Source organism: Desulfitibacter alkalitolerans DSM 16504, from assembly GCF_000620305.1.
GTDB classification, from domain to species: domain Bacteria; phylum Bacillota; class DSM-16504; order Desulfitibacterales; family Desulfitibacteraceae; genus Desulfitibacter; species Desulfitibacter alkalitolerans.
Genome location: NZ_JHVU01000024.1, coordinates 86,802 through 110,260, shown reverse-complemented (window position 1 = coordinate 110,260; position 23,459 = coordinate 86,802). Strand labels below are relative to the sequence as shown.

21 protein-coding genes are annotated in these 23,459 nt (G+C 38.1%); 14 read left to right on the top strand and 7 right to left on the bottom strand.

Annotated features, from left to right (window positions below):
- The first annotated feature begins 49 nt into the window (after positions 1-49).
- The 3 genes from K364_RS0102835 to K364_RS0102825 all read left to right on the top strand — a co-directional run bounded on the left by K364_RS0102835 (position 50) and on the right by K364_RS0102825 (position 2,849).
- Complete coding sequence (locus K364_RS0102835) at positions 50-952, top strand: putative RNA methyltransferase (RefSeq protein WP_028306761.1); 903 nt, start codon at positions 50-52, stop codon at positions 950-952.
- A 189-nt stretch (positions 953-1,141) separates the two neighbouring features.
- On the top strand, positions 1,142-2,338 hold the full coding sequence (locus K364_RS0102830; protein WP_035267665.1) for a chromate transporter: 1,197 nt from the start codon (positions 1,142-1,144) through the stop codon (positions 2,336-2,338).
- 109 nt (positions 2,339-2,447) lie between these two features.
- Positions 2,448-2,849, top strand: a complete 402-nt coding sequence (locus K364_RS0102825; protein ID WP_028306759.1) for an arsenate reductase ArsC — start codon at positions 2,448-2,450, stop codon at positions 2,847-2,849.
- 192 nt (positions 2,850-3,041) lie between these two features.
- On the opposite strand, the gene K364_RS0102820 is transcribed toward K364_RS0102825, so the two are convergent.
- A complete protein-coding gene (locus K364_RS0102820; protein WP_028306758.1) occupies positions 3,042-3,341 on the bottom strand; it encodes a type II toxin-antitoxin system RelB/DinJ family antitoxin in 300 nt (99 codons plus the stop codon).
- Positions 3,342-3,664: 323 nt separating this feature from the next.
- Between K364_RS0102820 and K364_RS0102815 the strand changes: the two genes are divergently transcribed.
- From K364_RS0102815 to K364_RS0102785, 7 genes are all read left to right on the top strand, one after another.
- Positions 3,665-3,994, top strand: coding sequence for a hypothetical protein (locus K364_RS0102815; protein ID WP_028306757.1), 330 nt, complete (start codon positions 3,665-3,667; stop codon positions 3,992-3,994).
- 120 nt (positions 3,995-4,114) lie between these two features.
- Positions 4,115-4,819 (top strand): TrmB family transcriptional regulator, encoded by a 705-nt coding sequence (locus tag K364_RS0102810; RefSeq protein WP_028306756.1) that lies wholly within the window; start codon positions 4,115-4,117, stop codon positions 4,817-4,819.
- A 2-nt stretch (positions 4,820-4,821) separates the two neighbouring features.
- Positions 4,822-6,036, top strand: coding sequence for a diaminopimelate decarboxylase (lysA, locus tag K364_RS0102805; RefSeq protein WP_035267663.1), 1,215 nt, complete (start codon positions 4,822-4,824; stop codon positions 6,034-6,036).
- A gap of 146 nt (positions 6,037-6,182) precedes the next feature.
- Positions 6,183-6,524 (top strand): PadR family transcriptional regulator, encoded by a 342-nt coding sequence (locus K364_RS0102800; RefSeq protein ID WP_028306754.1) that lies wholly within the window; start codon positions 6,183-6,185, stop codon positions 6,522-6,524.
- Positions 6,518-7,807 (top strand): FtsW/RodA/SpoVE family cell cycle protein, encoded by a 1,290-nt coding sequence (locus K364_RS0102795; RefSeq protein WP_028306753.1) that lies wholly within the window; start codon positions 6,518-6,520, stop codon positions 7,805-7,807. The genes K364_RS0102800 and K364_RS0102795 overlap by 7 nt, the downstream gene beginning before the upstream one ends.
- 137 nt (positions 7,808-7,944) lie before the next feature.
- Entirely contained in the window at positions 7,945-9,063 is a 1,119-nt protein-coding gene (locus K364_RS0102790) for an MGDG synthase family glycosyltransferase (RefSeq protein WP_028306752.1), read from the top strand.
- Entirely contained in the window at positions 9,047-9,688 is a 642-nt protein-coding gene (locus K364_RS0102785) for a zinc dependent phospholipase C family protein (protein ID WP_028306751.1), read from the top strand. Before K364_RS0102790 ends, K364_RS0102785 begins: the two co-directional genes overlap by 17 nt.
- 5 nt (positions 9,689-9,693) lie before the next feature.
- On the opposite strand, the gene K364_RS0102780 is transcribed toward K364_RS0102785, so the two are convergent.
- The 4 genes from K364_RS0102780 to K364_RS0102765 all read right to left on the bottom strand — a co-directional run bounded on the left by K364_RS0102780 (position 9,694) and on the right by K364_RS0102765 (position 17,104).
- Positions 9,694-12,030 (bottom strand): EAL domain-containing protein, encoded by a 2,337-nt coding sequence (locus tag K364_RS0102780; protein WP_051533766.1) that lies wholly within the window; start codon positions 12,028-12,030, stop codon positions 9,694-9,696.
- Positions 12,031-12,177: 147 nt separating this feature from the next.
- On the bottom strand, positions 12,178-14,541 hold the full coding sequence (locus K364_RS22630; protein ID WP_242841639.1) for a beta-propeller domain-containing protein: 2,364 nt from the start codon (positions 14,539-14,541) through the stop codon (positions 12,178-12,180).
- Positions 14,542-14,750: 209 nt separating this feature from the next.
- Positions 14,751-15,371 carry a rhomboid family intramembrane serine protease gene (locus K364_RS0102770; protein ID WP_028306749.1) on the bottom strand — a complete coding sequence of 207 codons (621 nt, stop codon included), beginning with the start codon at positions 15,369-15,371 and terminating at the stop codon, positions 14,751-14,753.
- A gap of 503 nt (positions 15,372-15,874) precedes the next feature.
- Positions 15,875-17,104, bottom strand: a complete 1,230-nt coding sequence (locus K364_RS0102765; RefSeq protein ID WP_028306748.1) for an IS110 family RNA-guided transposase — start codon at positions 17,102-17,104, stop codon at positions 15,875-15,877.
- Between the two features lie 565 nt (positions 17,105-17,669).
- On the opposite strand from K364_RS0102765, the gene K364_RS0102755 reads away from it, so the two are divergent.
- The gene (locus K364_RS0102755) at positions 17,670-18,302 is read left to right on the top strand and encodes a cyclodeaminase/cyclohydrolase family protein (RefSeq protein WP_028306747.1); all 633 of its coding nucleotides are present in this window, start codon (positions 17,670-17,672) and stop codon (positions 18,300-18,302) included.
- A 12-nt stretch (positions 18,303-18,314) separates the two neighbouring features.
- Positions 18,315-19,178 carry a bifunctional 5,10-methylenetetrahydrofolate dehydrogenase/5,10-methenyltetrahydrofolate cyclohydrolase gene (locus K364_RS0102750; RefSeq protein ID WP_028306746.1) on the top strand — a complete coding sequence of 288 codons (864 nt, stop codon included), beginning with the start codon at positions 18,315-18,317 and terminating at the stop codon, positions 19,176-19,178.
- Positions 19,179-19,259: 81 nt separating this feature from the next.
- Here K364_RS0102750 and K364_RS0102745 read toward each other — a convergent pair whose 3' ends face one another.
- On the bottom strand, positions 19,260-20,210 hold the full coding sequence (locus K364_RS0102745; RefSeq protein WP_028306745.1) for a calcium/sodium antiporter: 951 nt from the start codon (positions 20,208-20,210) through the stop codon (positions 19,260-19,262).
- A gap of 278 nt (positions 20,211-20,488) precedes the next feature.
- Here K364_RS0102745 and K364_RS0102740 point away from each other — a divergent pair, with 278 nt between their 5' ends.
- Complete coding sequence (locus K364_RS0102740) at positions 20,489-21,274, top strand: hydroxypyruvate isomerase family protein (RefSeq protein WP_028306744.1); 786 nt, start codon at positions 20,489-20,491, stop codon at positions 21,272-21,274.
- A 44-nt stretch (positions 21,275-21,318) separates the two neighbouring features.
- A complete protein-coding gene (garR, locus tag K364_RS0102735) occupies positions 21,319-22,206 on the top strand; it encodes a 2-hydroxy-3-oxopropionate reductase (protein ID WP_028306743.1) in 888 nt (295 codons plus the stop codon).
- Positions 22,207-22,253: 47 nt separating this feature from the next.
- On the opposite strand, the gene K364_RS22625 is transcribed toward garR, so the two are convergent.
- On the bottom strand, positions 22,254-23,396 hold the full coding sequence (locus K364_RS22625; protein ID WP_051533765.1) for a two-component system sensor histidine kinase NtrB: 1,143 nt from the start codon (positions 23,394-23,396) through the stop codon (positions 22,254-22,256).
- Between the last annotated feature and the right edge of the window lie 63 nt (positions 23,397-23,459).

Here is a 23,459-nt window from a genome sequence, read left to right as displayed (position 1 = left end):
GAAGCCAGACCCATATTAAGATCATAATTGCTAAAAAGAGGTGATACCCATGTCAAGCAAGGGGGTCAATTTCCTTCGCAAGCAAAAATTTATAGACAATGTCAGCCTTTTTAAATGTCCAATATGTGGCAAAGACATGGGAATTAATGAAACCAGGAGTTTGGTTTGTACAGATAACCATTCCTTTGACCTGGCAAAAAAGGGCTACGTTAACCTTCTAGCAGGCTCAAGAAAAGATGAATATAACAAGGAGATGCTGGAAGCTAGAAAGCAGGTTTGCGATAGGGGCTTCTTTGATCCCTTACTAGAAAGGATAAGTAGTTTAATTTTAGAAGCCATACCTGGTTTTCAGCCTGCGTCCATAAAAATTTTAGATGCCGGTTGTGGAGAGGGAACCCACCTGGCAAAGGTTCTGGCTGATCTCCAAAACTCAGGAAAACTTCCACCAGAAGAGATAACGGGTATTGGTATTGATATATCCAGGGAAGGAATACAAATAGCTTCTAAAAACTACCATCATATAGTCTGGTGCGTGGCTGACCTTGCCAGAATACCCATAAAGGATGGTAAGATAGATATTATCCTTAATATACTATCTCCTTCAAACTACAAGGAATTCAAAAGAATCCTGGCAAGGAATGGTTTGCTGCTTAAGGTTGTTCCTGGAACTGATTATCTAGGGGAATTACGAAGTGTTTTTTATGATCAAACTGATAAGGAAGCATACTCCAATGAGCAGGTTATAAAGCATTTTAGCAGCAGCTTTAACATTATAAACATGGAGCAAATTAAATATGAATTTGCTGTAACCAGAGAAGTGCTGGAAGAGATTACTAGAATGACCCCATTATCCTGGGGAGTACCAAAAGACAGGCTTGATAAAGTCATTGCTTCTGAAATTAAGAAGATAACTGTAGATTTTACCCTTGTGCTGGCCAGAAACAGTACTTAAGTTAAGAATAGTTTAAGACCAGGTTAAGTTTTTACAATACCAAAGGAAAAGTGTCTGTTCTGTAGAACTTTCAATAGGTTGAAAGAATTTGTGAATTGTATTATCAATTACATAAGTATCATATGCACTGTAATAACAATAAACCATATTGAAAGTTGATAATAATAAGCGCGCAATGGGGAATGGGGGATGACCATGAATAAAGCCAATTCAACCAGGCTGCATGGGCTTGCAGAGATTTTCACTGTATCGCTAAGACTTGGCCTTACATCCTTTGGAGGTCCAATAGCCCATCTGGGATACTTTTATAATGAATATGTTGAGAGGCGTAAATGGTTAGATGAAAAGAGTTATGCAGATCTGGTGGCTCTATGCCAGGTACTGCCCGGGCCTGCCAGCAGCCAGGTGGGCATGGGGATTGGGGCCATGAGGGGAGGGGTCATGGGGGCTGTTGCTGCCTGGTTGGGATTTACCCTTCCTTCTTTTCTGATTTTAGTTTTCTTTGCCCTATTCCTTGAAAGCCTGCAATTAAATAATACAGGTTTCATCTATGGGTTAAAGATAGTAGCTGTAGCAATAGTTGCTCACGCTGTCCTTGGTATGGGTAGAAAGCTGACCCCGGATAGAGACAGAGCTACAATTGCAATTGTTACAGCCATTATAATACTTTTATGGCATACAGCTTTTACCCAGGTTTTTTTAATCTTTGCAGCTGCAGTAACAGGAGTTTTTCTTTATAAAGATAAAGTTATACCAAATGTATCTAGTATCAATTTATCCATAAGCCGTAGGTTTGCCATGGTATGTATTGCCCTCTTTTTCAGTTTACTGGTTGTTTTACCTATTTTAAGACAGGTATTTTCTTTCCAGGCCATGGCCTTGTTAGATAGCTTTTACAGGGCTGGTGCCCTGGTTTTTGGCGGGGGACATGTGGTGCTACCCCTTTTAGAAAGAGAAGTAGTACCTGTAGGATGGGTTAGCCAGGAGCTGTTTCTTGCCGGGTATGGGGCTGCCCAGGCTGTTCCCGGACCATTATTCACTTTCGGTTCTTATTTAGGGGCTGTAACGGCAGGTTGGTCAGGAGCAATAATTGCTACCCTGGCAGTATTTTTCCCAGCAGCTTTATTAATCTTGGGGATACTGCCTTTCTGGAACAGTCTTCGTAAATATCCAAAGGTTCAGGGGGCATTAACTGGAGTAAATGCAGCTGTAGTGGGATTATTGCTGGCAGCCTTGTATGATCCTATATGGACTAGTTCAATTAATAGGCCGCTAGATTTTGCTTTTGCGGCAGTCCTTTTTGGCATGCTGGAGTACTGGAAACTGCAGCCATTAATAATAGTTCTTACAGGGGCTATAGGAGGCAGTATATTATTCATGCTATAAATTATTATACTAATGGTAAATATGACTGAATGCAAAATGAGATGGAATATAAAGTAAAAAGATTGTTACAAGATTTAACTAAATTCGATATTGGGAGGGCTTAGTAACAATGAAAAAAACTGTAGCTTTTGTCTGTGTACACAACTCCTGCCGTTCCCAGATGGCAGAAGGCTGGGCCAAAAAATTAGGAGCAGATGCTTTAGATGCATATTCTGCTGGAACTGAAGAATACCCAGAAGTAAAGCCTTTAGCTGTAGAGGTTATGGAAGAAGCGGGAGTGGATATGAGCAGTCACTATCCAAAGCTTCTAAGTGACATTCCTAACAAAGTAGATATACTCATAACAATGGGGTGCAATGTAGAATGTCCCTTTATTCCATGCAGCTATAGGACTGACTGGGGATTGGAGGACCCGTCTGGTGGTCCTATTGAAGGCTATCGCCAGACCAGGGATATAATTAAGGATAAGGTAAATGACTTGATAGAAAAGGTACGAAAAGGAGAAATATAAAGGACCAGGCAGATTATTGCCTGGTCCTTTGGTATAAGATTTTAACCATGGGTAATTTCGGAGGCTGGCAGTAATTTAACTGTCTGCCTTGAAATAACACGGAAGGGCTTAGCTTCAAACGAAGCTAAGCCCTTCCAACTGTTCCTCTGCCTGCGAGGTGATTTTAACCGTATACGTACTGTCTGCCATAAATTACAATCCCCGTCTTAAATCCGTAAGCACCTCAGAAGCAGGACGAGAATGGTCGGCTTTTGCTTCATCCAAACCATTCTGCATGATTGTATTGAACGTGTCTACATCCATTTCATCCCATGTCATTGGAGCAGCAGGAAGCGACAGGGGAAACGGAATGCTCCTAGTCATAACGATTTGCTTATAGAGCATATTGATAACAACGGAAGCCGGAATCCCCAGTTTTGCCATAATAGCTTCCGCTTTTTCTTTTATTTCTGGCTCGACACGAGCGAGGACATTTGCTGTTTTAGCAGCCATAATAGCACCACCTTTCCTTTTAATTATTATATTCTATTGTATAACGTTTAGCAATACATTATTCAAGTTTTAGTAAACCTACCCACACAATTAAAGGCTTTACTGCAAAGAAACGGTTTGAAAGGTATGCAGTAATTGCCTCTTGCAGCATCGGGACAGGCATCGAGAATATAATTAGTTAAACCATAGAGTTGAAGTCATTGGAAGATTTATTGCAAGGAAGTTTATCTACAAATTTATTGATAAATTTATAGATAAACAATAGAATATTATTAAGATAAGGCAGCATGTTAATAATGTGGTTGATGGAAGGAGTTAGTATCATGCTTAATAATATTTCTGTTAGCGATGTGGTTAATTCTCTTGTACCTATTTCTCGTTTTAATAAAGGGGAAGCCAACAAAATATTTGAGGAACTTAAAGAAACCGGTTTTAAAATTGTGCTAAAAAACAACTCGCCGGCTTGTGTGTTGTTAACCCCCGAAGCTTATGAGGAACTGCTGGAGAACCTGGAAAATTACCGGTTGTTTATCGAAGCTGAAAAACGGGTAGAAAAGGCCAAACCAGAGGATTTTATTCCTGCCCATGTAGCTATGCAGGAGCTTGGGATAAAAGAAACAGACCTCGAAGGCACAGATGTGGAAATTGAATAATGTGGAAGATAGAATATTTAGTAAGAAACGTCCGATAGCTTGGGCGTTTTTTTAATTGACAAAAAACACCCAAGCATATATAGTATTACTAATTAGAAATACTAAAATTGAGGTGGTGTTATGGATTTAACAAGCTGCCTAATGGCAACAGGTTTAACTAACTATGAAGCAAAGGTATACATTACCCTGCTTTCCCAGGGGGCACTAAACGGGTATGAGGCGGCCAAGCTGTCCGGTATATCACGATCAAATGTCTATAATGCCCTTGAAGGCCTTGTGGAAAAGGGTGCAGCATACAAGATTGACGGTGAAAGCATCAGGTATTCTCCACTAGAACCACAGGAATACTGCAGAAATAAGGAGCGTGCCTTTGGCAAGATCCTTTCATACATAAAAGAAAATGCACCTACAAGTGCTGCTGCCCCTGATGCCTATATCACCATTTCCGGTGATTTGCGTATAATTGATAAGATGAAGAATATGGTTGAAAATGCCAGGGAGCGCTTGTATATTTCCATGTCGGCAAAAGAATGTGAACTTATTGAAGAGGAGCTTGCTTCGGCAATTAATCGTGGATTGAAGGTTGTAATTATAACCTCAGACGGGTTTAGTATTAAGGGTGCAGAAATCTATTATACAAATAAACAGCCCTTTCAAATTCGCTTAATCGCTGACTCGGCTTTTGTATTAACAGGTAATCTGCATGATAAAAGCAATCCGGCAACATGTTTGTTTACTCAAAACAAAACCCTAATTACCCTGTTTAAAGAGGCCCTTAGAAATGAAATAGACCTTATCAGCCTAAAAAGAGAAGGGAAGGAATAACCATGTTTATTGATAAAAAAACAGCCTTTGAGCTAATTGAAACCTACGGCAGTCCATTGTATGTATATGATGAGACCATTTTACGTAAAAGGTGTAATGAACTAAAAAACCTTCTTCCTGGACTTAATTTACAGGTTAATTATTCTATCAAGGCAAACAGCAATCCTCACCTTTTAAAAATTGTTCTGGATGAAGGCCTTAATGTTGATGCCATGTCTCCTGGTGAGATATATGTGGAGGAGCTGGCGGGATTTACACCAGATAGAATTTTCTATATTGGCAACAATGTATCAGCAGAGGAAATGAAATATGCCATAGACCGGGACATTCTAGTTAGTGTTGACAGTCTTTCACAGCTTGAACTTTATGGAAAGATCAATGCAGGAGGACGAGTTGCCGTACGTTTTAACCCTGGCTTTGGGGCTGGACACCACGAAAAGGTTGTTACAGCAGGAAAGAACACAAAATTCGGTGTCCAGGCAGAGTTCGTTGATGAAGTAAAGACTATTTTGCAAAAGCATGCCTTGAGGCTAGTTGGCATTAATCAGCATATAGGGTCCCTTTTTTTAGATGAGGATGAATATATAAATGGTGTAAAAGGGCTTTTAGAAATCATTAAGCAATTTCCAGGTCTTGAATTTATAGATTTTGGCGGAGGCTTTGGAGTTCCCTATAAAAAGAGCGAAAACCGTCTTGATCTTCTGGCCCTGTCTGAAAAGCTTTCTGCTGTATTGAATGAATTTCTTCATGAGTATGATAACAAGGAGGTTGTATTTAAAATCGAGCCTGGAAGATACATTGCAGCTGAATGCGGAATCCTGCTGGGCCAGGTTTACTCCATAAAACAAAATTATGACAAGACTTACATAGGTACAGATCTGGGCATGAATGTCCTGGTGCGCCCTTCCATGTATGATTCCTACCATGAAGTTGAGGTTCTCAGCAAAAAAGAGCCTGGTGGACTTGCGAAACAGGTGACAGTTGTTGGAAACATTTGCGAAACCGGTGATATTATGGCCAAGGAAAGACTCCTGCCGGAAATACATGAGGGTGATATTTTAGCTGTTCTGAATGCCGGAGCCTACGGGCATGTTATGTCAACCAACTATAATTTTCGTCTCCGCCCGGCAGAGGTATTGATTACTGAAAGCGGAGCTCATCGGCTGATTCGCAAACGAGATAGTTTTGAAGATCTTGTGAGGAACTATTGCGTATAATTAACCTACTAATATTAAAAATCTTCCAATGGAAGGTTTTTATTTTTAAGAAAAAAAGTATTGCTAAAAAAAGGAGTATAGCTTAGAATAATACATAGATATACTATGCATAGATATAAAAAGTATTATAAAGGAGGATTTGAGGATTGAAAATTAGTAAGGAAATGCTAAAGGGAAGTACTGTTATACTAGTACTTAGCTTGCTAGACAAAGAACCAATGTATGGGTACCAGATGATAAAGGAAATTGAAAAGAAATCTAGTGGCGTATTTACCTTTAAAGAGGGAACCCTTTATCCTATTTTACATTCATTAGAAGCCGATGGTATGATTGAGTCTTACTGGTTAGGCAGTAAAGGCAGCCGCCAAAGAAAGTATTATCGTATAACAAGCCCTGGGAAACAACACCTTAAAGAAAAAGAAAAGGAATGGGTGACTTTTCGTTCAGCAGTGGATAAGGTCATTACACAGGAGGTGTATGTATGCTGATGGATAATGAAAAAGTTCAGTCATATCTTAATAGTGTATGTTCAGAAATTAGGCTGCGTGAATCTCACCAGGAAATAAAACTTGAGCTGATGAGTCATATCCAAGAAATGGTTGCTGATTATTTGGCCCAAGGCTTTAATATGGATGAGGCAGTTGAAAAGGCAATTGCTCATATGGGTAATTCATCCATTGTGGGTAAGGAACTGGCTAAAGTACATAAGCCTAAACCAGAATGGAGTATCATACTCCTAAGCCTTTTATTTGTTAGCTTAGGTTTATTGTTAATGCACATTATGGATAGTCAAGGTTTAAGTGGTTTTTCCTTATTTGCAAGAAGTTTAAGCTATACGGTACTTGGCGCTATTATTATAGTTGGTTTGTATTTCTTTGATTATAGGAAGCTTGAAGCCTATTCAAAAAACATTTACATGGGTTCCATTATGCTGTTGGTGCTAACCTTAATAGCAAATCCCATCATAAACGGTAAACGCTGGTTAAGTATAGGAGGTATTAGCATTGACATTGTAAGCATATCACCATTCTTGTTCGTAATAGCCCTGGCAGGAATCTTAAATAATATAGATTGGCGTGATAATAAGAAATTTATCCATGGAATATTACTAAGTTTGATGCCATTAGTTTTGTTGGTAGCCAACGGTTCATTTTTTCCCGCAGCGTTAATTTATATCATCGCCTGTATTACAGTTTTAACAGCTTCAGGAGCAGGATATCGGGTTAGCATATTTATGATGAGCTTAATGATGACTGTTATTGCCCTGCCATTGCTAAACAGTCCATATAAGCTTCAAAGTTTGCTTGCATTTATTAATCCACATGGAGATCCTTTAGGTAGTGGTTATTTATATATGCAGTTAAGTAATTTAATTAAGTCGGCAGGTCTCTATGGACAGGGTTTTGTGTTAGAGAAGGGAGTTATGCCTGAGTTACATACGGATTTTATATTTGCCTATATAATCTTTACTTTTGGTTGGATTGCTGCATTTGTAATAGCAGCTATGGCCGCAGCATTTCTGGTAAGGATGGCTCATGTTGCAACTGTAGTTAAAAATAGTTATGGGAAATTATTAATAAGGGGGTTTGTTGCTGTTTTTTCTATAGAGTTCATATGGTATATTTTTATGAACTTGGGTTTTGCTCCCATTGCTGGGGTAGGCTTACCCTTTATAAGCTATGGAGGGTCCCAGCTAATTGTTAACGCATTAGCGGTAGGAGCAATACTAAGTATATATAGGCGGAGAAGCCTATCTAAAATCTTACATTAAACAAATTCAACCCCTGTTATCACAGGGGTTTTTTTCAACTATTTTACGATAATTTTACTAAAAATTCATATTGGTTTAAACTACTAAGCCTATAATTACATTAGGATTATGTAAATCAATATCATGGAGGGAAAGGAATGAAGAGAGTAGCCATCGTTTCGGCTTCAATAGGCTCTGGTCACAATCAGGTGGCAAAGTATGTAAAAGAAAACCTGCAGCGTATGATGACGGATTCTGAGATTGTTATATATGATCTCCTGGATGAACAAAAAATATATCAGTTTGTAAAACATGTATACCTGGGGGTGTTAGATAAAACACCTAGTGTGTATAGTAAAGCATACTACTGGTCTCAAAAGCAAAAAAAACTCAGGTTTTTAAGTATTTATAATCACCTGTGCTATAAATTCCTGCAGAGGATACAGCTAAGCTTTAGACCGGATATTTTTGTTTTTACACATCCCTTTCCTGTAGCTTCTTATAACAGCAAGTCTCTATCTCCTGCATGGGCTATTATTACAGATTATGATTTTCATCCCTTTTGGTATAATCCCCAAATATCAGGGTATTTTGCAGGTAATGAGCAGGTTGCAAACTCACTATCTATTAAGGGTTATCCCAAAACAAGCATACATGTAAGCGGCATCCCTGTATCCCAGCGATTTCTTTTGAAAGCGCATACCACCATCCAAAAAGGGCATTTGCAAAACATTGATGTGCCCAATTTATTGATAATGGGCGGAGGGCTTGGAATAGGTTCATTGGTAGAAATTCTTGAAAGCCTGGATAAGGTAACCCTTCCATTTAAAGGTACAGTGCTGACTGGTAAAAATGCTGGCCTCTATAACTATTTACAGAACAAATTGGGGGATAATAAGAAGTGGGAAATCATTGATTATACCAACAAGGTAGATATGTACATGAAAAAAGCAAGTCTTTTAATAACCAAGGCCGGAGCAGTTACTTTAACAGAGGCATCTGTTTGTGGGCTGCCGATAATCATATATAAACCTATTCCTGGACACGAAGAAGAAAATGCTAGATTTTTTTGCATGCAAAAAAGAGCTTACTGGGCTAAAGGCCCAGAGGAACTAGTTGAAATAGTAAATAATGCACTAGCTAATCCAAAAATCCTGGAAGAAATATCAAAGCAGGGTTTAAAATACAGCAAACCCTATGCTGCAAGAGAAATCAGCAGGATTATTTTAGAAGAACTGGTACAACCAATAAGGAGGCACTATGAATACACTACCTAAACATGATGCATCCATTTGTCTTGTCCATGCTTTTTGTAACTATCAGGCAATAAAAATACTTAAAAACGACACTAATACCTATGTAGCAGATATTGTAAAGGATTTTTTAGGAACCATAAACAGGGGAAACAGCTGGAGCGATCAGGGTTTCAAGAATATACACCATTTTTATAACCCCAAGTCCAAGAAGGGTATTCTGGGATTAACAGGAGCAGATACTGAACTCATAAACTATTTTGACCAGGCCTTGGATGCATACAAGAAAAAAGCCACCAGCAACTTTTTCTTTTATATTGGAGCTGTTTTGCACATAATTCAGGATATGTGCGTACCACAGCATGTATTTGGCAGGCTATTACATGGACATAGGGAATATGAAGATTGGGTAGTTAATCATTATATGGATTATGGAATAGATGCTGGTGCCCAGTATGATTTTACAAGTCCTCTAGAAATTATTAATAGTAATGCAATTAAAGCCATGGAATATAAAGAGCTCATAGATAAATCAGACTTGAGCATGAGGAGTGAGGCTACCAGGCATTTATTAGGCTTGGCTCAAAGATCCACGGCAAGCTTTCTTTACTTGTGCAGAAATAAAATCCAAGAATTAACTAACAAGTAATTTTATTAATGCTGCCTCCTTTCTTTCACATAGACACTTCCAGCCAGGCTCTTGGCGTATTTCTTCAGTTCAGCTGCTTTTTCACTGATTTCCAGGTGGTTCTTGTAGTTGTTTTTATTTTCAATTACTGCAATGGAAATGGACATTATTGGTATTTTGGACAGCTTACCCTGTCTGTCATTACATACAATATATCCATTATCGGCATCTGCAGGAGAATAATAAGAAAGAATGTCTTTATCAAACAAATCAATGATATAGCTGCAGAGCCCATCAACAGAATCCATATCTGTTATTAACACAAAGTCATCTCCGCCAATATGGCCTATAAAATCATATGTAGAACCATTTTTTTGAACAGCTTCTGTTAATATATCAGCTGTCATTTTTATGATCATATCTCCCTTTTCAAAACCATATTTATCATTATATTCTTTGAAGTGGTCTAAATCAACGAATATAAAGGCAAATTCTTCTCTCCTTGCAGTTCTAGTTTTTAATTGTCTTTCAATTATTATGTTGCCGGGAAGACCAGTTAATGAATCGGAAAAAAGTGCATTCTCCTGACGAATTTCCGATATTGTTTCTAAAAGTTTTTTTACTGGAACAACTCCCTTAAACTTACCCTCCTTGGTTATGATAATATCCTGATTAAGTCTATTGGTCGTCCTACCTGCTACAAGCTTTAAACAATTCTCTATGGTTATATTTTCTTCAATGACAAGGGGATGTTTGCACATTATCATGGAAACTTTTCTTTTGGGATAGAGAGAATTACCATATTGTTGGCTTAATTTATGATAAAGGTTGTCCTTGGTAATAATGCCTATGGGCTGAGAATTGTCAAGGACAACTATCGTATCAATGTTTTCCATGGTATCAAAATATTCAATTACTACCTGGGTCAAGCAATCTGGGTCAATTGTTATTGCATTTTCAGCGATTGAGCCAATTTTAAGGTCATGGCTACTAAAATCAAAATATTTTCGATGGCTGCTTCTTATTATTTCACAGACTGTTTCCATGGGATTTTTAGGGGGAAATGCCGGCCTGACTAAATAGTACCCTTGCCCATAGGGAACACCTATTTTTATAAGCTCATTTAACTCTTCTTCATTTTCTATTCCTTCGGCTATTATGGTTGAATTTATCTTTTGTGAAAGGGTCATGAAGGTTTCTAATAGGGACTGCTTGATAGAATTTTTGTGGATGTCTCTTGTTAGAGACATGTCAATCTTTATAAAATCGGGTCTCAATTCGGCAATGGATTGCAAGCTGGAGTAACCTGCTCCCGCATCATCTATGGCTATTAAATAACCTTGATTTCTGTAGTGCTCTAATGCCTTTGTGAAAACAGAGTAGTCCTTAATGTGCTCCCTTTCAGTAAGCTCAAATACTACATTATGAGGTTTTATATTATAATCTAAGGCCAACTTCTTGGTAAATCCAGCTGAAAATGAACCTGAATTTACTATTTGCGGGTCTATGTTCAAAAAAAGCTTTTTATCATTATCATATGTTCTTGGAAAGTTTTTTATAGCACTTTCCCTGGAAACCCTGTCTAGTTGATAAACCAGTTTTTCCTTTGTTGCAAATGCAAACATATTAAGTGGATTGTAAAAAAAGGAATCTTCAGGGCCTCTAGTCAAGGCTTCTAATCCATATACCTGTCCACTAGATAAGGACACTATGGGTTGGTATACAGTTTTTATCTTTTTTTGAAATATAATGTTTTGCAGTTCTATTTTTAACTTGGCCATCTGAGGCTTTATATCTCTTTTTGCCATGGACAAGGCTTCCTTGGCGCTATGATAAATCTGGCTTTCAAGGCTAAAAGGGGAATTAGGAGATATCATGGAAAAGCCTACATGGGTTTTTATTTTTTTATTAATAATTGAAGAAAAGTTATTATTTAATTTTATATCCACAGCAGTTTTGATAGAAAGGCTGAGTTCATAAATTTTTTCTGCATCATGTTCATTTTCTATTGAACTCATGTATACTGCAAAATCATCGCCTCCAAAACTAATAGAACCTAAAAAATTTTTAGAAGGTAACTGCTGAACTGAAATTTCAGTAATTATACTTTTAAAAGATTTGAGTATACTTTTACACATATGAGACCCATATTCTTCCTCAAAGCCGCTGAAACCAATAATATCAAAGAAAAACACATATATAGTGTTTCCAGCATCTATATTATCCTTGATCACATTATACAAAAAGTTGCTTTTTGATTTTTTTAATATACTCAGTGAGTAAAGACCTTCCATGGGATTATTTGTGCCTTTTCCCTTTTGTAGTAAATTTTGCAAATATTTAAGCATAGCAAATTTCGTCATAAACATCTCCGATTCGACAAAGAGTTTGTTTCTAAATTAGCATATTTAGGTAAAACCCAGATTAAAATTTATTTAAAAGTATGTAAATATAAAACCCTTTATCTTTCTGTTGATAAAGGGTTTTATATATTGTTTTTGACAAGTTTATTATTGTTCAGTTTTGACTCCTGGGTCACTTTGTCCAGGTTCACCTATAGGATATACTGTGTCTCTTATTGGAGATGCTTCTGGAATTTCCAGAGAGCTTCTATATTCTAACTTGTTTAGTCCGTGGGCCTGCCATGTTTTCTTTGATAGTGTATATAGGGTATCGCCTATATAAAGAATTCTTTCAATATTTTTATTGCTGTCATACCAGTAGTTTCCTGCTTTTAAATAATCTTCATTAGACAAATGGGATATTTTCCCTTTAAGCTTAAAGCCTGTTTCTGTGTCTATATGGTAGATGTAGGCACCCTGGAAGACGAATTCCCCGTAAGGGGGGATTCCCTTATAATTATAATCCCTGCCATGCTTAACCTCCATGACTGTAACTGGAAAAGCTAGGAGGTTTTTTTCTCTTGAGAAAAGCAAGGCCTTGTGATTTCTTAAAAGCTCAGATTCGGTTCCCCTGTCGCCAATCATCTCTACAAATTTTTCTTTAGGATTATTCACATCGCTTACGTCAAAAATTGCCATTTTCATGCCCAGATAATAGGCCATATTATCCACTTCAACGGCGTCCTTGCCAAAGCCAATTAAATGATTTTCATCATAGGGATGAAGGTAATCACTGTAGCCGGGAATTTTTAATGCACCCAATACTGCCGGCCTTTCAGGATTTTTTAAATCAATGACAAAGAGGGGGTCTACTGTTTTAAAGGTAACCATATAGCCCCTGTCACCCATGAAACGAACTGAATAGATTGTCTCACCTGGAGCTATATCCTCAACCTTGCCTACTATATTTAAGGCTTTATCTAAAATATATATATTGTTTTTTGAGGTATGTTCATCTGTCCGCCATATATCTCCAGTTGTAGTTGCTACGCGAAAATATCCATTGTGCTCATCCATGGAGAACTGATTTAGGAGAGAGCCCGGCACCCTGCCCTTGCCGTTATAGCTGATACTGCCCTTATCTAAATTAAAACTATAAACAAGGGTGCTTCTGTTATCTATATAAGCTTTCTCGTTAAAATCATACTGTGTAACTGCAACATAGAGGTTTTGCAATGAGGCATAAATGTTTTGCCCTGACCCCAGAAAAGTTGATACTTCGGCCTGTTTGCTGGGCTGGGACAGATCAACACCTGCAACTAACAAGTAGTTTGGCTCAATTGATCCAGGAAAATAGCGTATAGCTTCATAGTCAATTTCCACAAACTCAGAGGACCCGGCTGTGTCCCTGTACATTGGTTTTTCCAGATCCTTTCCCTGCTCCAGTACGTAGTAGTTGATGTGTTTATTGGCAACTAAATAAAGAGCAGAGCCAATTTTGCGAGAGGATACGTAGTGCCCATCTAATTCAACTTCTCTGACAAGCTCAATGTTTTCTTTGTTAGAAATGTCATAAACCATTGCCTTAACCATGGGCCTGTAGCCATGGATTGGGGGCATCATATCAGGTGCCATTAGTTTTTCCGCTGAAGCCCTTGGCATGGGGTAATAGCTTTCGGATATACCTATGACCACTAAAAATTTCTCGTCTAGATACATCTCTGTGGGATGAAAGGGCCCCTTTGTTAAGTCTATAACGTTTATAATTTTCATGTCTTGGACTGGAAAAGCCCTGGCTATTACAACACGCTGGTTATTAACCTGGTAAATATATTTGCCGTCAGTTTTAACCAGATCCCCTTCATCAACACCTTGAACCTGTATATTTGTGGAGGAAAAGTCTGAATTATTGACAGTTTCTGGACTAGCTGCTGTTTTCATGGATTCTTCAGCCTGGGCCATATCAGCTCCTGTTCTAAAAATACCATGCCCTGAGAGTCTTCCCCCACTTACTTGTCCCTGGGATAGGAGCTCCTTTAATTTTTCTTTCGTGCCTACTACAGGCAGGTTGCCCTGCGCCAAATTCTCCATATTAATGTAGACTGAGAGGTTCTTTTTATTCCAATTTACATCTGCCCCAAGGGCTTCACCAATAAATCTCAAGGGGACAAGGGTTCTGCCCTGCACAATTCTGGGAACAGCATCAAGGGTGACTTTTTGCCCATTTATACTGGCGGTTTTTTGCCCAATCTGGAGGGTGAGCAGGTCTGTCCCCCTGGATGCGGTAACAAGCTGCTCCTTATTGTCCCATTTCACCTCTGCGCCCATGGCTTCAAAGATTTCCATAAAGGGAACAAAGGTTCTTCCGCCAACTAGCTCAGGTGGTACTGAAAACCTAACCTGTTTCCCGTCAACGTATACCTTGATCTGGTCTGATGCCTTTCCAGGACTAATGAAAATAGCTGATATTAAAAATACACCTATAAGAACTGACATTATACTTGCCAAGAGTATCTTTTTTTTGTTTCTCATATGATAAACCTCCCCGTTATTGGTTTTAGGTTATTAGACGAGTACAAGGGCACGAATGTTTCAAAATATAAAAACTTAATGTTTTAATGTTTAAGTATTTTAAAAGCTGCTTTAGACAGATTGTTGAAAAACTTAGAGCAGTAAAGCCTAAAGTTTCTGATATACAAAATCAGGGTTAGAGTAGGCTGAGGCCTGTCTAACCCTGATTTTCAATGAGTTTTGATTTTGTCTAATATTGATCTGTGTCTGTAATAAGCGAAGAGGTAGCCAATGACTAGACCAGAAAAATGTCCGATAAAGCTAACCCTGGGAATTATTATGGTAATAATCATGTTAATCACTACTAAAGGCAGAATGAGGCTGCTTGTTTTATGGCCTGATTTTCTTGCCTGCAAATCAAAATACAGGATAAATCCCAACAGGGCAAATATTGCTCCCGAGGCTCCTACTGAAAGGGCATTTGTGAAAATACCAGAAAAGAATGAAACCAGTAGGCCCGAAAGTAAGTAAAATACAGCAAAGTTCTTTTGCCCCATGTATGGTTCCAGGTATCCACCTGAATGGAGCAGGATAATCATGTTGAATATAACATGCATTGCTCCGCTATGGATAAACATGGATGTGAAAAATCGCCAATACTCACCTGAAGCCAGAACAAGTTCAATAGGGGCCATTCCTCCTAAAAGTATCAGTTGTCTTTCATAGCCAAAAAGATAGCTTAAAACAAAAATTGTCAGGTTAACTGCAATGATAGCTAAAGTTACAGGTGCTTTCTTTTTCAAATAATCTATGGAAATGTTCCCGCCAAAAACTCCTGGATAATATCCCATATCAAAAACCCCTTTCATTGGAAGATATCAATTAATTAGATGTTTAAGACTATTAAACATAATTTTATCAAACAACTTCTTAATTATATACCCTAAATATGAGTTTTATAAAATCTTTACTTGTATTGAACCATAATATTTAAGACCTCGAAGATGGGGCCTTACTATTATACTTATATTACTTAAGTAAACAAATAAAAATAATTGTTGGCCAAGCTAGATGGGATATAGCAGAGAATTATGGTAAAATATATTAATATGATGATTTCCACAAGGAGATTCGACCTCTTTTGGAAAAATATTAGTTCGAATACATAGTTGAATCAAGTGATGATTACATAAACAAAGAAAGAATTAAAGTCCTGCGGTAATATGTCAATACCCTAAATAATAAAATTGGAAATTTAATTTGCTAATTTTGCTAAAAAAGGGCATGCTTAACAAACCCAGTTTGAGTAGTAAAAAACTGGAAATAACCGAAGGGCAAATTAGGGGGTGTTGACCTAACTATTCACCTTCCTTCTAGGCGAGTAGATTTGGTCGTTACGCAGCAGCGTATCAACCAAACGCACAAGTTTTCTTGCAGTTAAGACGAGTGCTCTTTTATGTTGGTGCTTAGGCACCTCACGATACTTTTTCTGGTAATAAGCTTTAAACTCCGGCTCATAGCGCATTACCGAGTTGGCAGCCTCAACAAGGTAATAACGGAGATAACGGTTACCAGAACGTATTAGCTTAGTTTCATCAGCTACAAACTTTCCTGACTGGTGTTTAGTCCAGCTAAGCCCTGCATATTTAGCTAAAGCAGCCTGATCCTTAAAGCGAGAAATATCGCCAACTTCAGCAAGAATACCGGCACAGAAAACAGGGCCAATACCAGGGATAGTTTGTAAAGTATTAGGGATGCCATCAAGAACTCTTTCTATAGCCTTGTTTAACTGTTTAATATGATTGTTAAGGCTTCTGATAGTCTCAATAGAAGTAGCAAGGACAATATCAACCGAATCTTCAATACACTTAGAGAGTCTGTAAGAAGACCTGGCAGCCTTTTGGATACACTTAGCTACACCTTCAGGATCAGGAAAACGGTTTTTCCCTTTATCCTTAAGGTAATTAGCTAAATCAGCAACATCCATAGCAGATATTTCATCAAGGCTGTACTTTTCTAAAAAGAGATCCATCATGGCATTACCAAAAGCAGAACTATCAACCTCAGAAGTAAAAGCATTACACTTTAAAAATAAGTTTTGAAGAAAATGCTGTTTTTCCTTAGTCAGATTATGAACTAGACGATAACGCATTCGTGTTAATCTTTGCAGAGCAATATATTGTTCCTGCATGATAACAGTAAAAGGGAGTCTACCAAACCGTAAACGATCAGCAATTATCAAGGCATCAATATCATCAGTTTTTTCCATATCAGCATAAGCTTCCTTAAACTTATTCACAAGCTTAGCATTGATGGTATAAACCTTAGCATTAAGCTTACGTAGAGCCTCATCCTCATTTAAGAACATAGAAGGATGCCAGCTATAAACAGAAGTAGACTCCATACCAATTTGAATATTAGTACAAGAGAGCTTCTCTGCTAAAGTAATGATCTTATCACGCAAATGGGTGGCACCATTTAGATTATTACTTACAGTAAACTTATCAAGAGTATCGCCATCACAATTAATAACACGTACTCTTAAGTCCAGAGAGCTTACATCTATACCTACAAACAACTTCATAAGGGTTATCCCTCCTTTCAAATTAGGATTAAAGGGATTGGACTTTCCGGGACGCCCCCAGGGAACTCGTAGATCATCACCCTCGTGTATATGAACTCATCCTGATCCATGGGCTACCTAGAAGCTGCTGTCTTCTAGCATGGGTTGCCAGGAGGAACAGCCTGCGGGTTAGAAGTTCAAACGAGTACTGGGGAAACAGACTTTTAAAAGTAGTCAAAGCTACAGGAGGAAAAAGCATTACCCCAAATAATCCTTAAGACTATTGTCTGGGAACATCACGAAAAATCCAAGCCCTAATTTAAAACAAGTTTGTAGGTACTAAGAGCCCGCCCTTGACAGTGAGCCTCTGTCCATAATGGATTACACAGACTTAGCCAGCCACCTCCCCTTTGGGGTGTCTGTGCGGCTAATGAGCCTACCATTATGGACCACTCCCTGTCAAGGGTAAAGTGAACGGGCTAACCTTAGTCTGTAAAAGTGATTATTCACTTTTCAAAGAACAAAATTCTAACTGGAAATTCTAAAGTTTAGGTTTACAAAACATATTATACGAGGAGGACTTTTTATGTCAATGTTAGAAAAAAGCTGCAATCAATTTTTGGAAGAATTAGCCTCAAAGGCTCCAGTACCAGGTGGTGGAGGGGCAGCCGCATGTGGCGGGGCTATTGGCATGGCTTTATCCAACATGGTAGGGAATCTGACTGTAGGCAAAAAGAAATATGCAGAGGTGGAAGATGAAGTAAAAGATTTAATAGAAAAGGGAAATAAAGTAATTGAAGAACTAAAGGTTTTAGTTGATAAGGATGCAGAGGTATTTGAGCCCTTATCAAAGGCGTATGGCTTACCCAAGGACACTCCTGAACAAGCTAAAATCAAGGAGGAAACTTTAGAGAACTGCTCCAAGGAAGCCTGCTCAGTTCCCATGGAAATAATGCGAAAGTCCTATGATGGCATAAAGATACACGAGAGAATGGGACAAATAGGTACTATGATTGCAATCTCTGATGTGGGCTGTGGAGTTGTTTTTCTTAAAGCTGCTTTGATTAGCGGATCATTGAATGTAATTATTAACCTTAACTCTATTAAGGATCAAGAATATGTAAAAGCTACAACAGAGGAAATGAATCAACTTTTAACAGATGGCAGTAGAATAGCAGATGAAACACTAGAATTAGTAATTAATAAAATTAAGAAGTAGGAGGTAAGTTTAATGGCAGAATTGTTAAAGGGAAAACCAGTTGCAGATGCAATGAAGGAAGAATTAAGTAAAAAGGTGGAGGAGCTAAAAGCCAGGGGTATAACACCTAAACTAGGTATAATTAGAGTAGGGGCCCGCCCAGACGACCTTTTCTATGAAGGTGGAGCAAAGAAGACATGTGAAACAATAGGAATGGCATATGAGGTTTTTGAATATCCACAGGACATAGAGCAGGAAGCCTTTGAGAAGGCTGTTATAGAGGTAGGAGCGAATAAAGAGATTAATGGCATTTTAATGTTTGCTCCTTTACCAAAGCACTTGAATGAAAAGAAAATCAGGGACTTAATCCCTGTGGAAAAAGACGTGGATTGTATGACTCTGGGAAGTGCGGCAAAGGTTTTTGCTGATGATCTGACAGGCTTTCCACCATGTACTCCTACAGCATGTATGGACATGCTCAAATTCTTTGACATTCCATTAAAGGGAAAGAAAGCAGTTGTCCTTGGTCGTTCCCTGGTTGTAGGCAAGCCAGTGGCAATGCTTCTTCTTCGTGAAAATGCTACAGTAACCATATGTCATTCAAAAACAGAAAACCTGCCTGCAGTATGTGCTGATGCAGATATATTAATTGCTGCTGTGGGTCGTGCCAAAATGGTCAAGGCAGACTATGTTAAACCAGGACAGGTTGTCATAGATGTTGGTATTAATGAGGATCCGGACAATCCTGGAAAGTACTGTGGAGATGTTGACTTTGATGCAGTTGAACCAATAGTTGATAAGATTACTCCAGTTCCTGGGGGCGTAGGATCTGTAACCACAGTTGTACTTTGCAAGCAGACAATAATGGCTTGTGAAATGCAAAATGGTCTTGCTTAATTAAACATATAAAACAAAAGGGCTCTCTTATGATATAAGCAGGGCCCTTTTATATATTTGAGAAGTATGCTATAAAGTGCTCTATCTACTAATGATAAAGGCAAGATACACCAGGTAGGACATAAGCAGAATAAAACCTTCCTTCCTTGATATTCTATAATGGCTCATTGCAAAAATAAATAAGAAGATGGTATAAAAAATCATTAAAAACGTATCTTTGATCAGGAGTGGTTCTACATGGATTGGACTTATAACAGAAGCAGTACCTAATATGAAGAGAATATTGAAGATGTTGCTCCCAATAAGATTGCCTATGGCAATTTCATTTTCCTTCTTTAAGACAGCAGCTATTGAAGTAACCAATTCTGGCAGGGAAGTCCCTACAGCTACTATTGTCAAGCCTACAAGGCTTTGGGAAAGACCCCAGTTTAAAGCAATTATAACACTGCTATCTACCACAAGCTTTCCGCCAAGAATAATACCAGTTAACCCAATAATTAAATAGAAGATTTTTCCACTTTTATCATACCCTGGGTTTTCTATAATCTCATGATTGTTATTTGAGTTTTTTAAAGCCATTTCAAAAAGGTAATAAATAAAAATTGAAAAGAAAATTAAAAATACTAATCCATCGCCCCTTGTTATGACATCGCTCTTAGTTTGCTGTAAAAACCTGTCAAGAACTAGAATGAGCAAAAGGATGCTTGATAAAAGGGCAAAGGGAATTTCTTTACGTGTTGTCTGTTTTTCCACCTTTAAAGGGCTTAGTAGTGCCATTATTCCAATAACAAAGGAAATATTAAAAATGTTGCTTCCTATAACGTTTCCTAATGATATGCCGCTGCTTCCCTTAATGGCGGCGCTAATACTTACTGCAGCCTCTGGAGAGCTTGTCCCAAAGGCAACGATTGTAAGTCCTATTATCATGGGCGGAAGCTTTAGTGCTTTTGCAATCCCAGCTGCACCATCAATAAAAAAGTCTGCTCCCTTAATTAAAAGGACAAATCCCAAAAGCAGTAAAAAATAAGCCATTATAATCCCCTCTTGCTAAACATTAGTATATTTATTTCCCATGTTCACTATTTAATTCATAAAGATTTAATTCCATGTAAGCTGATTATTCCACAAAGTTTTTTCTATTCCTTTATTAATTTTGCTATTTAGAGAGTTATCCAATTGGATTTTGTGCAGGAATTTATAGGGATGTGTTGAAAGTAAATTAAATAAATGGATTTATCTTCATGTAATTAATTTGAAATTAACGCATAATACGGTAGAATAGACATAGAGAATTAGATAGGAGGGATAAAATGCTTAAATTTGCTGCAAATCTAACATTTTTATTTACAGAGCTGCCTTTTATGGAACGTTTTGAAGCGGCCAAAAAGGCAGGTTTCAACTATGTTGAATTTATGTTTCCCTATGATTTTGATTTAGACGAGATAGAGAAACAGCTTAAGCAACACAGGCTTCAACTGGTTCTTTTTAATCTTCCTGCAGGTGATTGGGCCAATGGGGATCGTGGAATAGCTCTAGACCCTGGCCGTAGAACTGAGTTTAGAAAGGGAGTTAGTCAAACTATTATGGCTGCTCAAAAGTTTGGTGTTGATAGAGTTAATTGTTTAGTAGGCAAGGTAGACGATCCTACTTTAGATAATGGACTGTGGGAAAACCTTGTTGAAAATGTTTGTTATGCAGCTGATGAGCTTGGAAAACATGGGATCGATTTAATGGTTGAGCCCATTAATCATTACGATGTCCCTGGATTTTATCTTAATACCACTGAACAGGTATTGAAGCTGCTTGCAGATGTTAGCCGTTCCAATGTATATCTTCAGTATGATGTCTACCATGCTGAGCGTGAAGGGGAATCCCATAAAGAGATTCTTGGAAACATTTTTGATAGAATTGGCCATATTCAAATTGCCGACAGCCCCGGCAGGAACCAGCCGGGAACAGGGGTTATTGATTTTGAATTTGTTTTAAGTCAAATTGAAAGATTAGGCTATGAAGGCTACATAGGCATGGAGTACAAGCCACAACCAAATACTGTTGAGTCCTTAGAATGGATTAAAAACTTTCCATATAAACTGTAGTTGGTCATGTGCAGTAACCAATAATATTACTGGAGGTATGATTAATGAAGAAGATTGGATTCATAGGTTTGGGTATTATGGGTAAACCAATGAGTAAAAATCTTATAAAAGCAGGGTATGATCTGGTGGTTTTTGATATTGTTCCAGAAGCAGTAGAAGAGGTTGTAGCAGCAGGTGCTGTTGCTGGAATTTCTCCTAAGGATGTGGCAGCCAGATCAGAAATTATAGTAACAATGCTTCCAAATTCTCCAGAGGTAAAACAGGTTGTGTTAGGTGAGGATGGTATTATTGAGGGGGCAAGGCCTGGATCCATTGTTGTAGACATGAGTTCTATTGCACCACTTGTTAGTAGAGAAATAGCAGAAAAGTTAGCGGCAAAGCAAATTAGAATGATTGATGCACCAGTAAGTGGTGGTGAACCTAAAGCCATTGAAGGAACTCTTTCCATCATGGTGGGGGGTGCACAGGAAGATTTTGATAAATGTCTGCCAGTTTTAAAGGTCATGGGAGCTTCAGCGGTCTTATGTGGTGATATTGGGGCAGGTAATGTGACAAAGCTTGCCAACCAGATTATTGTTGCCGGCAATATAGCTGCCATGGGTGAAGCACTGGTATTAGCGACTAAATCAGGAGTTGATCCGGATAAGGTTTACAATGCAATTAGGGGTGGTCTGGCAGGCAGCACGGTTTTGGATGCCAAGGCTCCCCTGGTAATGGATCGTAAATTTGAACCTGGATTTAGGATTGAGCTCCATATTAAAGACCTTGGAAATGTAATGGATACAGGTCATGAGGTTGGTGTGCCATTACCTTTAACTGCATCCATAATGGAGATGATGCAGGCACTCAAGACAGATGGATTAGGAGAAGCGGATCATGGAGCACTGATTCAATATTTTGAGAAGCTGGCAAAGGTTAAAGTGAAAAGATAAACATTAAAAAACCTTTAGCCACTATTGGGGGTTAAAGGTGTTAAGTATTAATTATTAATTATAGGAAACTTAATCATAACATTTGTTCTACCCGGAACAGATTCTATTTCCATTTTGGCATTGTGCCTGCGGACAATACTGTAACAAATTGAAAGTCCAAGGCCGGTGCCTTTATCTTTTGTAGTAAAGAAGGGATTGCCAAGATTTTCTAAAGCTTCCTTGGAAAAACCGGGCCCTTCATCAATAATACTTAAAACAACTGAATTGTCTTCTAAAAAGGTTTTTAAAATTAGTTCACACCCATTATCCATTGCTTCAAGGCCATTTCTTACAAGGTTTAATACTAGCTGCCGAATTTCACTTTCTTCTAACAGAACTGGTGGAATTTCCTGGAGCTGGACATTAATATCCTTGCTGTCCTGGGTTGCTGTAGCATATAACAGGGGCACCAGGCCTTCAATAATAGCGTTTAGGTTACCCTTGGAAGAGGGCTTTGTTTTATTGCCTGCAAAGGATAAAAATTCACTTATAATCTTATTAGCTCTATCAATTTCATCAATCATAATATTGAAATAGTCCATATACTGGGAACATTCTTGTTTTTTTTGCAGAAGCTGCAGAAAGCCTCTAACAGTTGTAAGAGGATTTCTAACCTCATGAGCAATGGCAGCCGCCATTTTACCAACAATGCTAAGTCTGTCCAAATGCTCCATTTCCTGGTTAAATTTATTCTTTTCGGTAATGTCTACTATTTCTTTTAAAACATATGTATTGTTATTAACATGTAAATGTTCTACTGTTAATATGCCCTTTCTAATTTGGCCCTGCTTTGTTTGAAAGGTTACCCATTTATTGCCTGACTCCTCTTCAGAGGGTAGGGCGTTTTCTTCTTTTATAATACAGAAGTCCTTTTGAATCTTAGAAATATTTAATAGCTCATCCCAGGAATAACCTATTACTTCTAAAACAGCCTTGTTTACATCTATAAGCTCACCATCCATAGTGGATATGAATAGTAGGTTTGGGTTGTTCTGAAAAGCCTTGTAGAAAAGCTCTTTTGACAGGCTAAGTTCTTCTTCAAATGTATTCTTACTAGAATAGGGGGCTTTTACGGCTTCTGGTGCTTTTATCTTACTATGGTAAGCTTTTCTCTGCATTCCTGATGAACCATACCACCTTACAATGGGCATGTAGCCACCACCTAAAAAGAGACTCATTAAGCTTAATTCAATCTTTGTAATGAAATTCCTTTA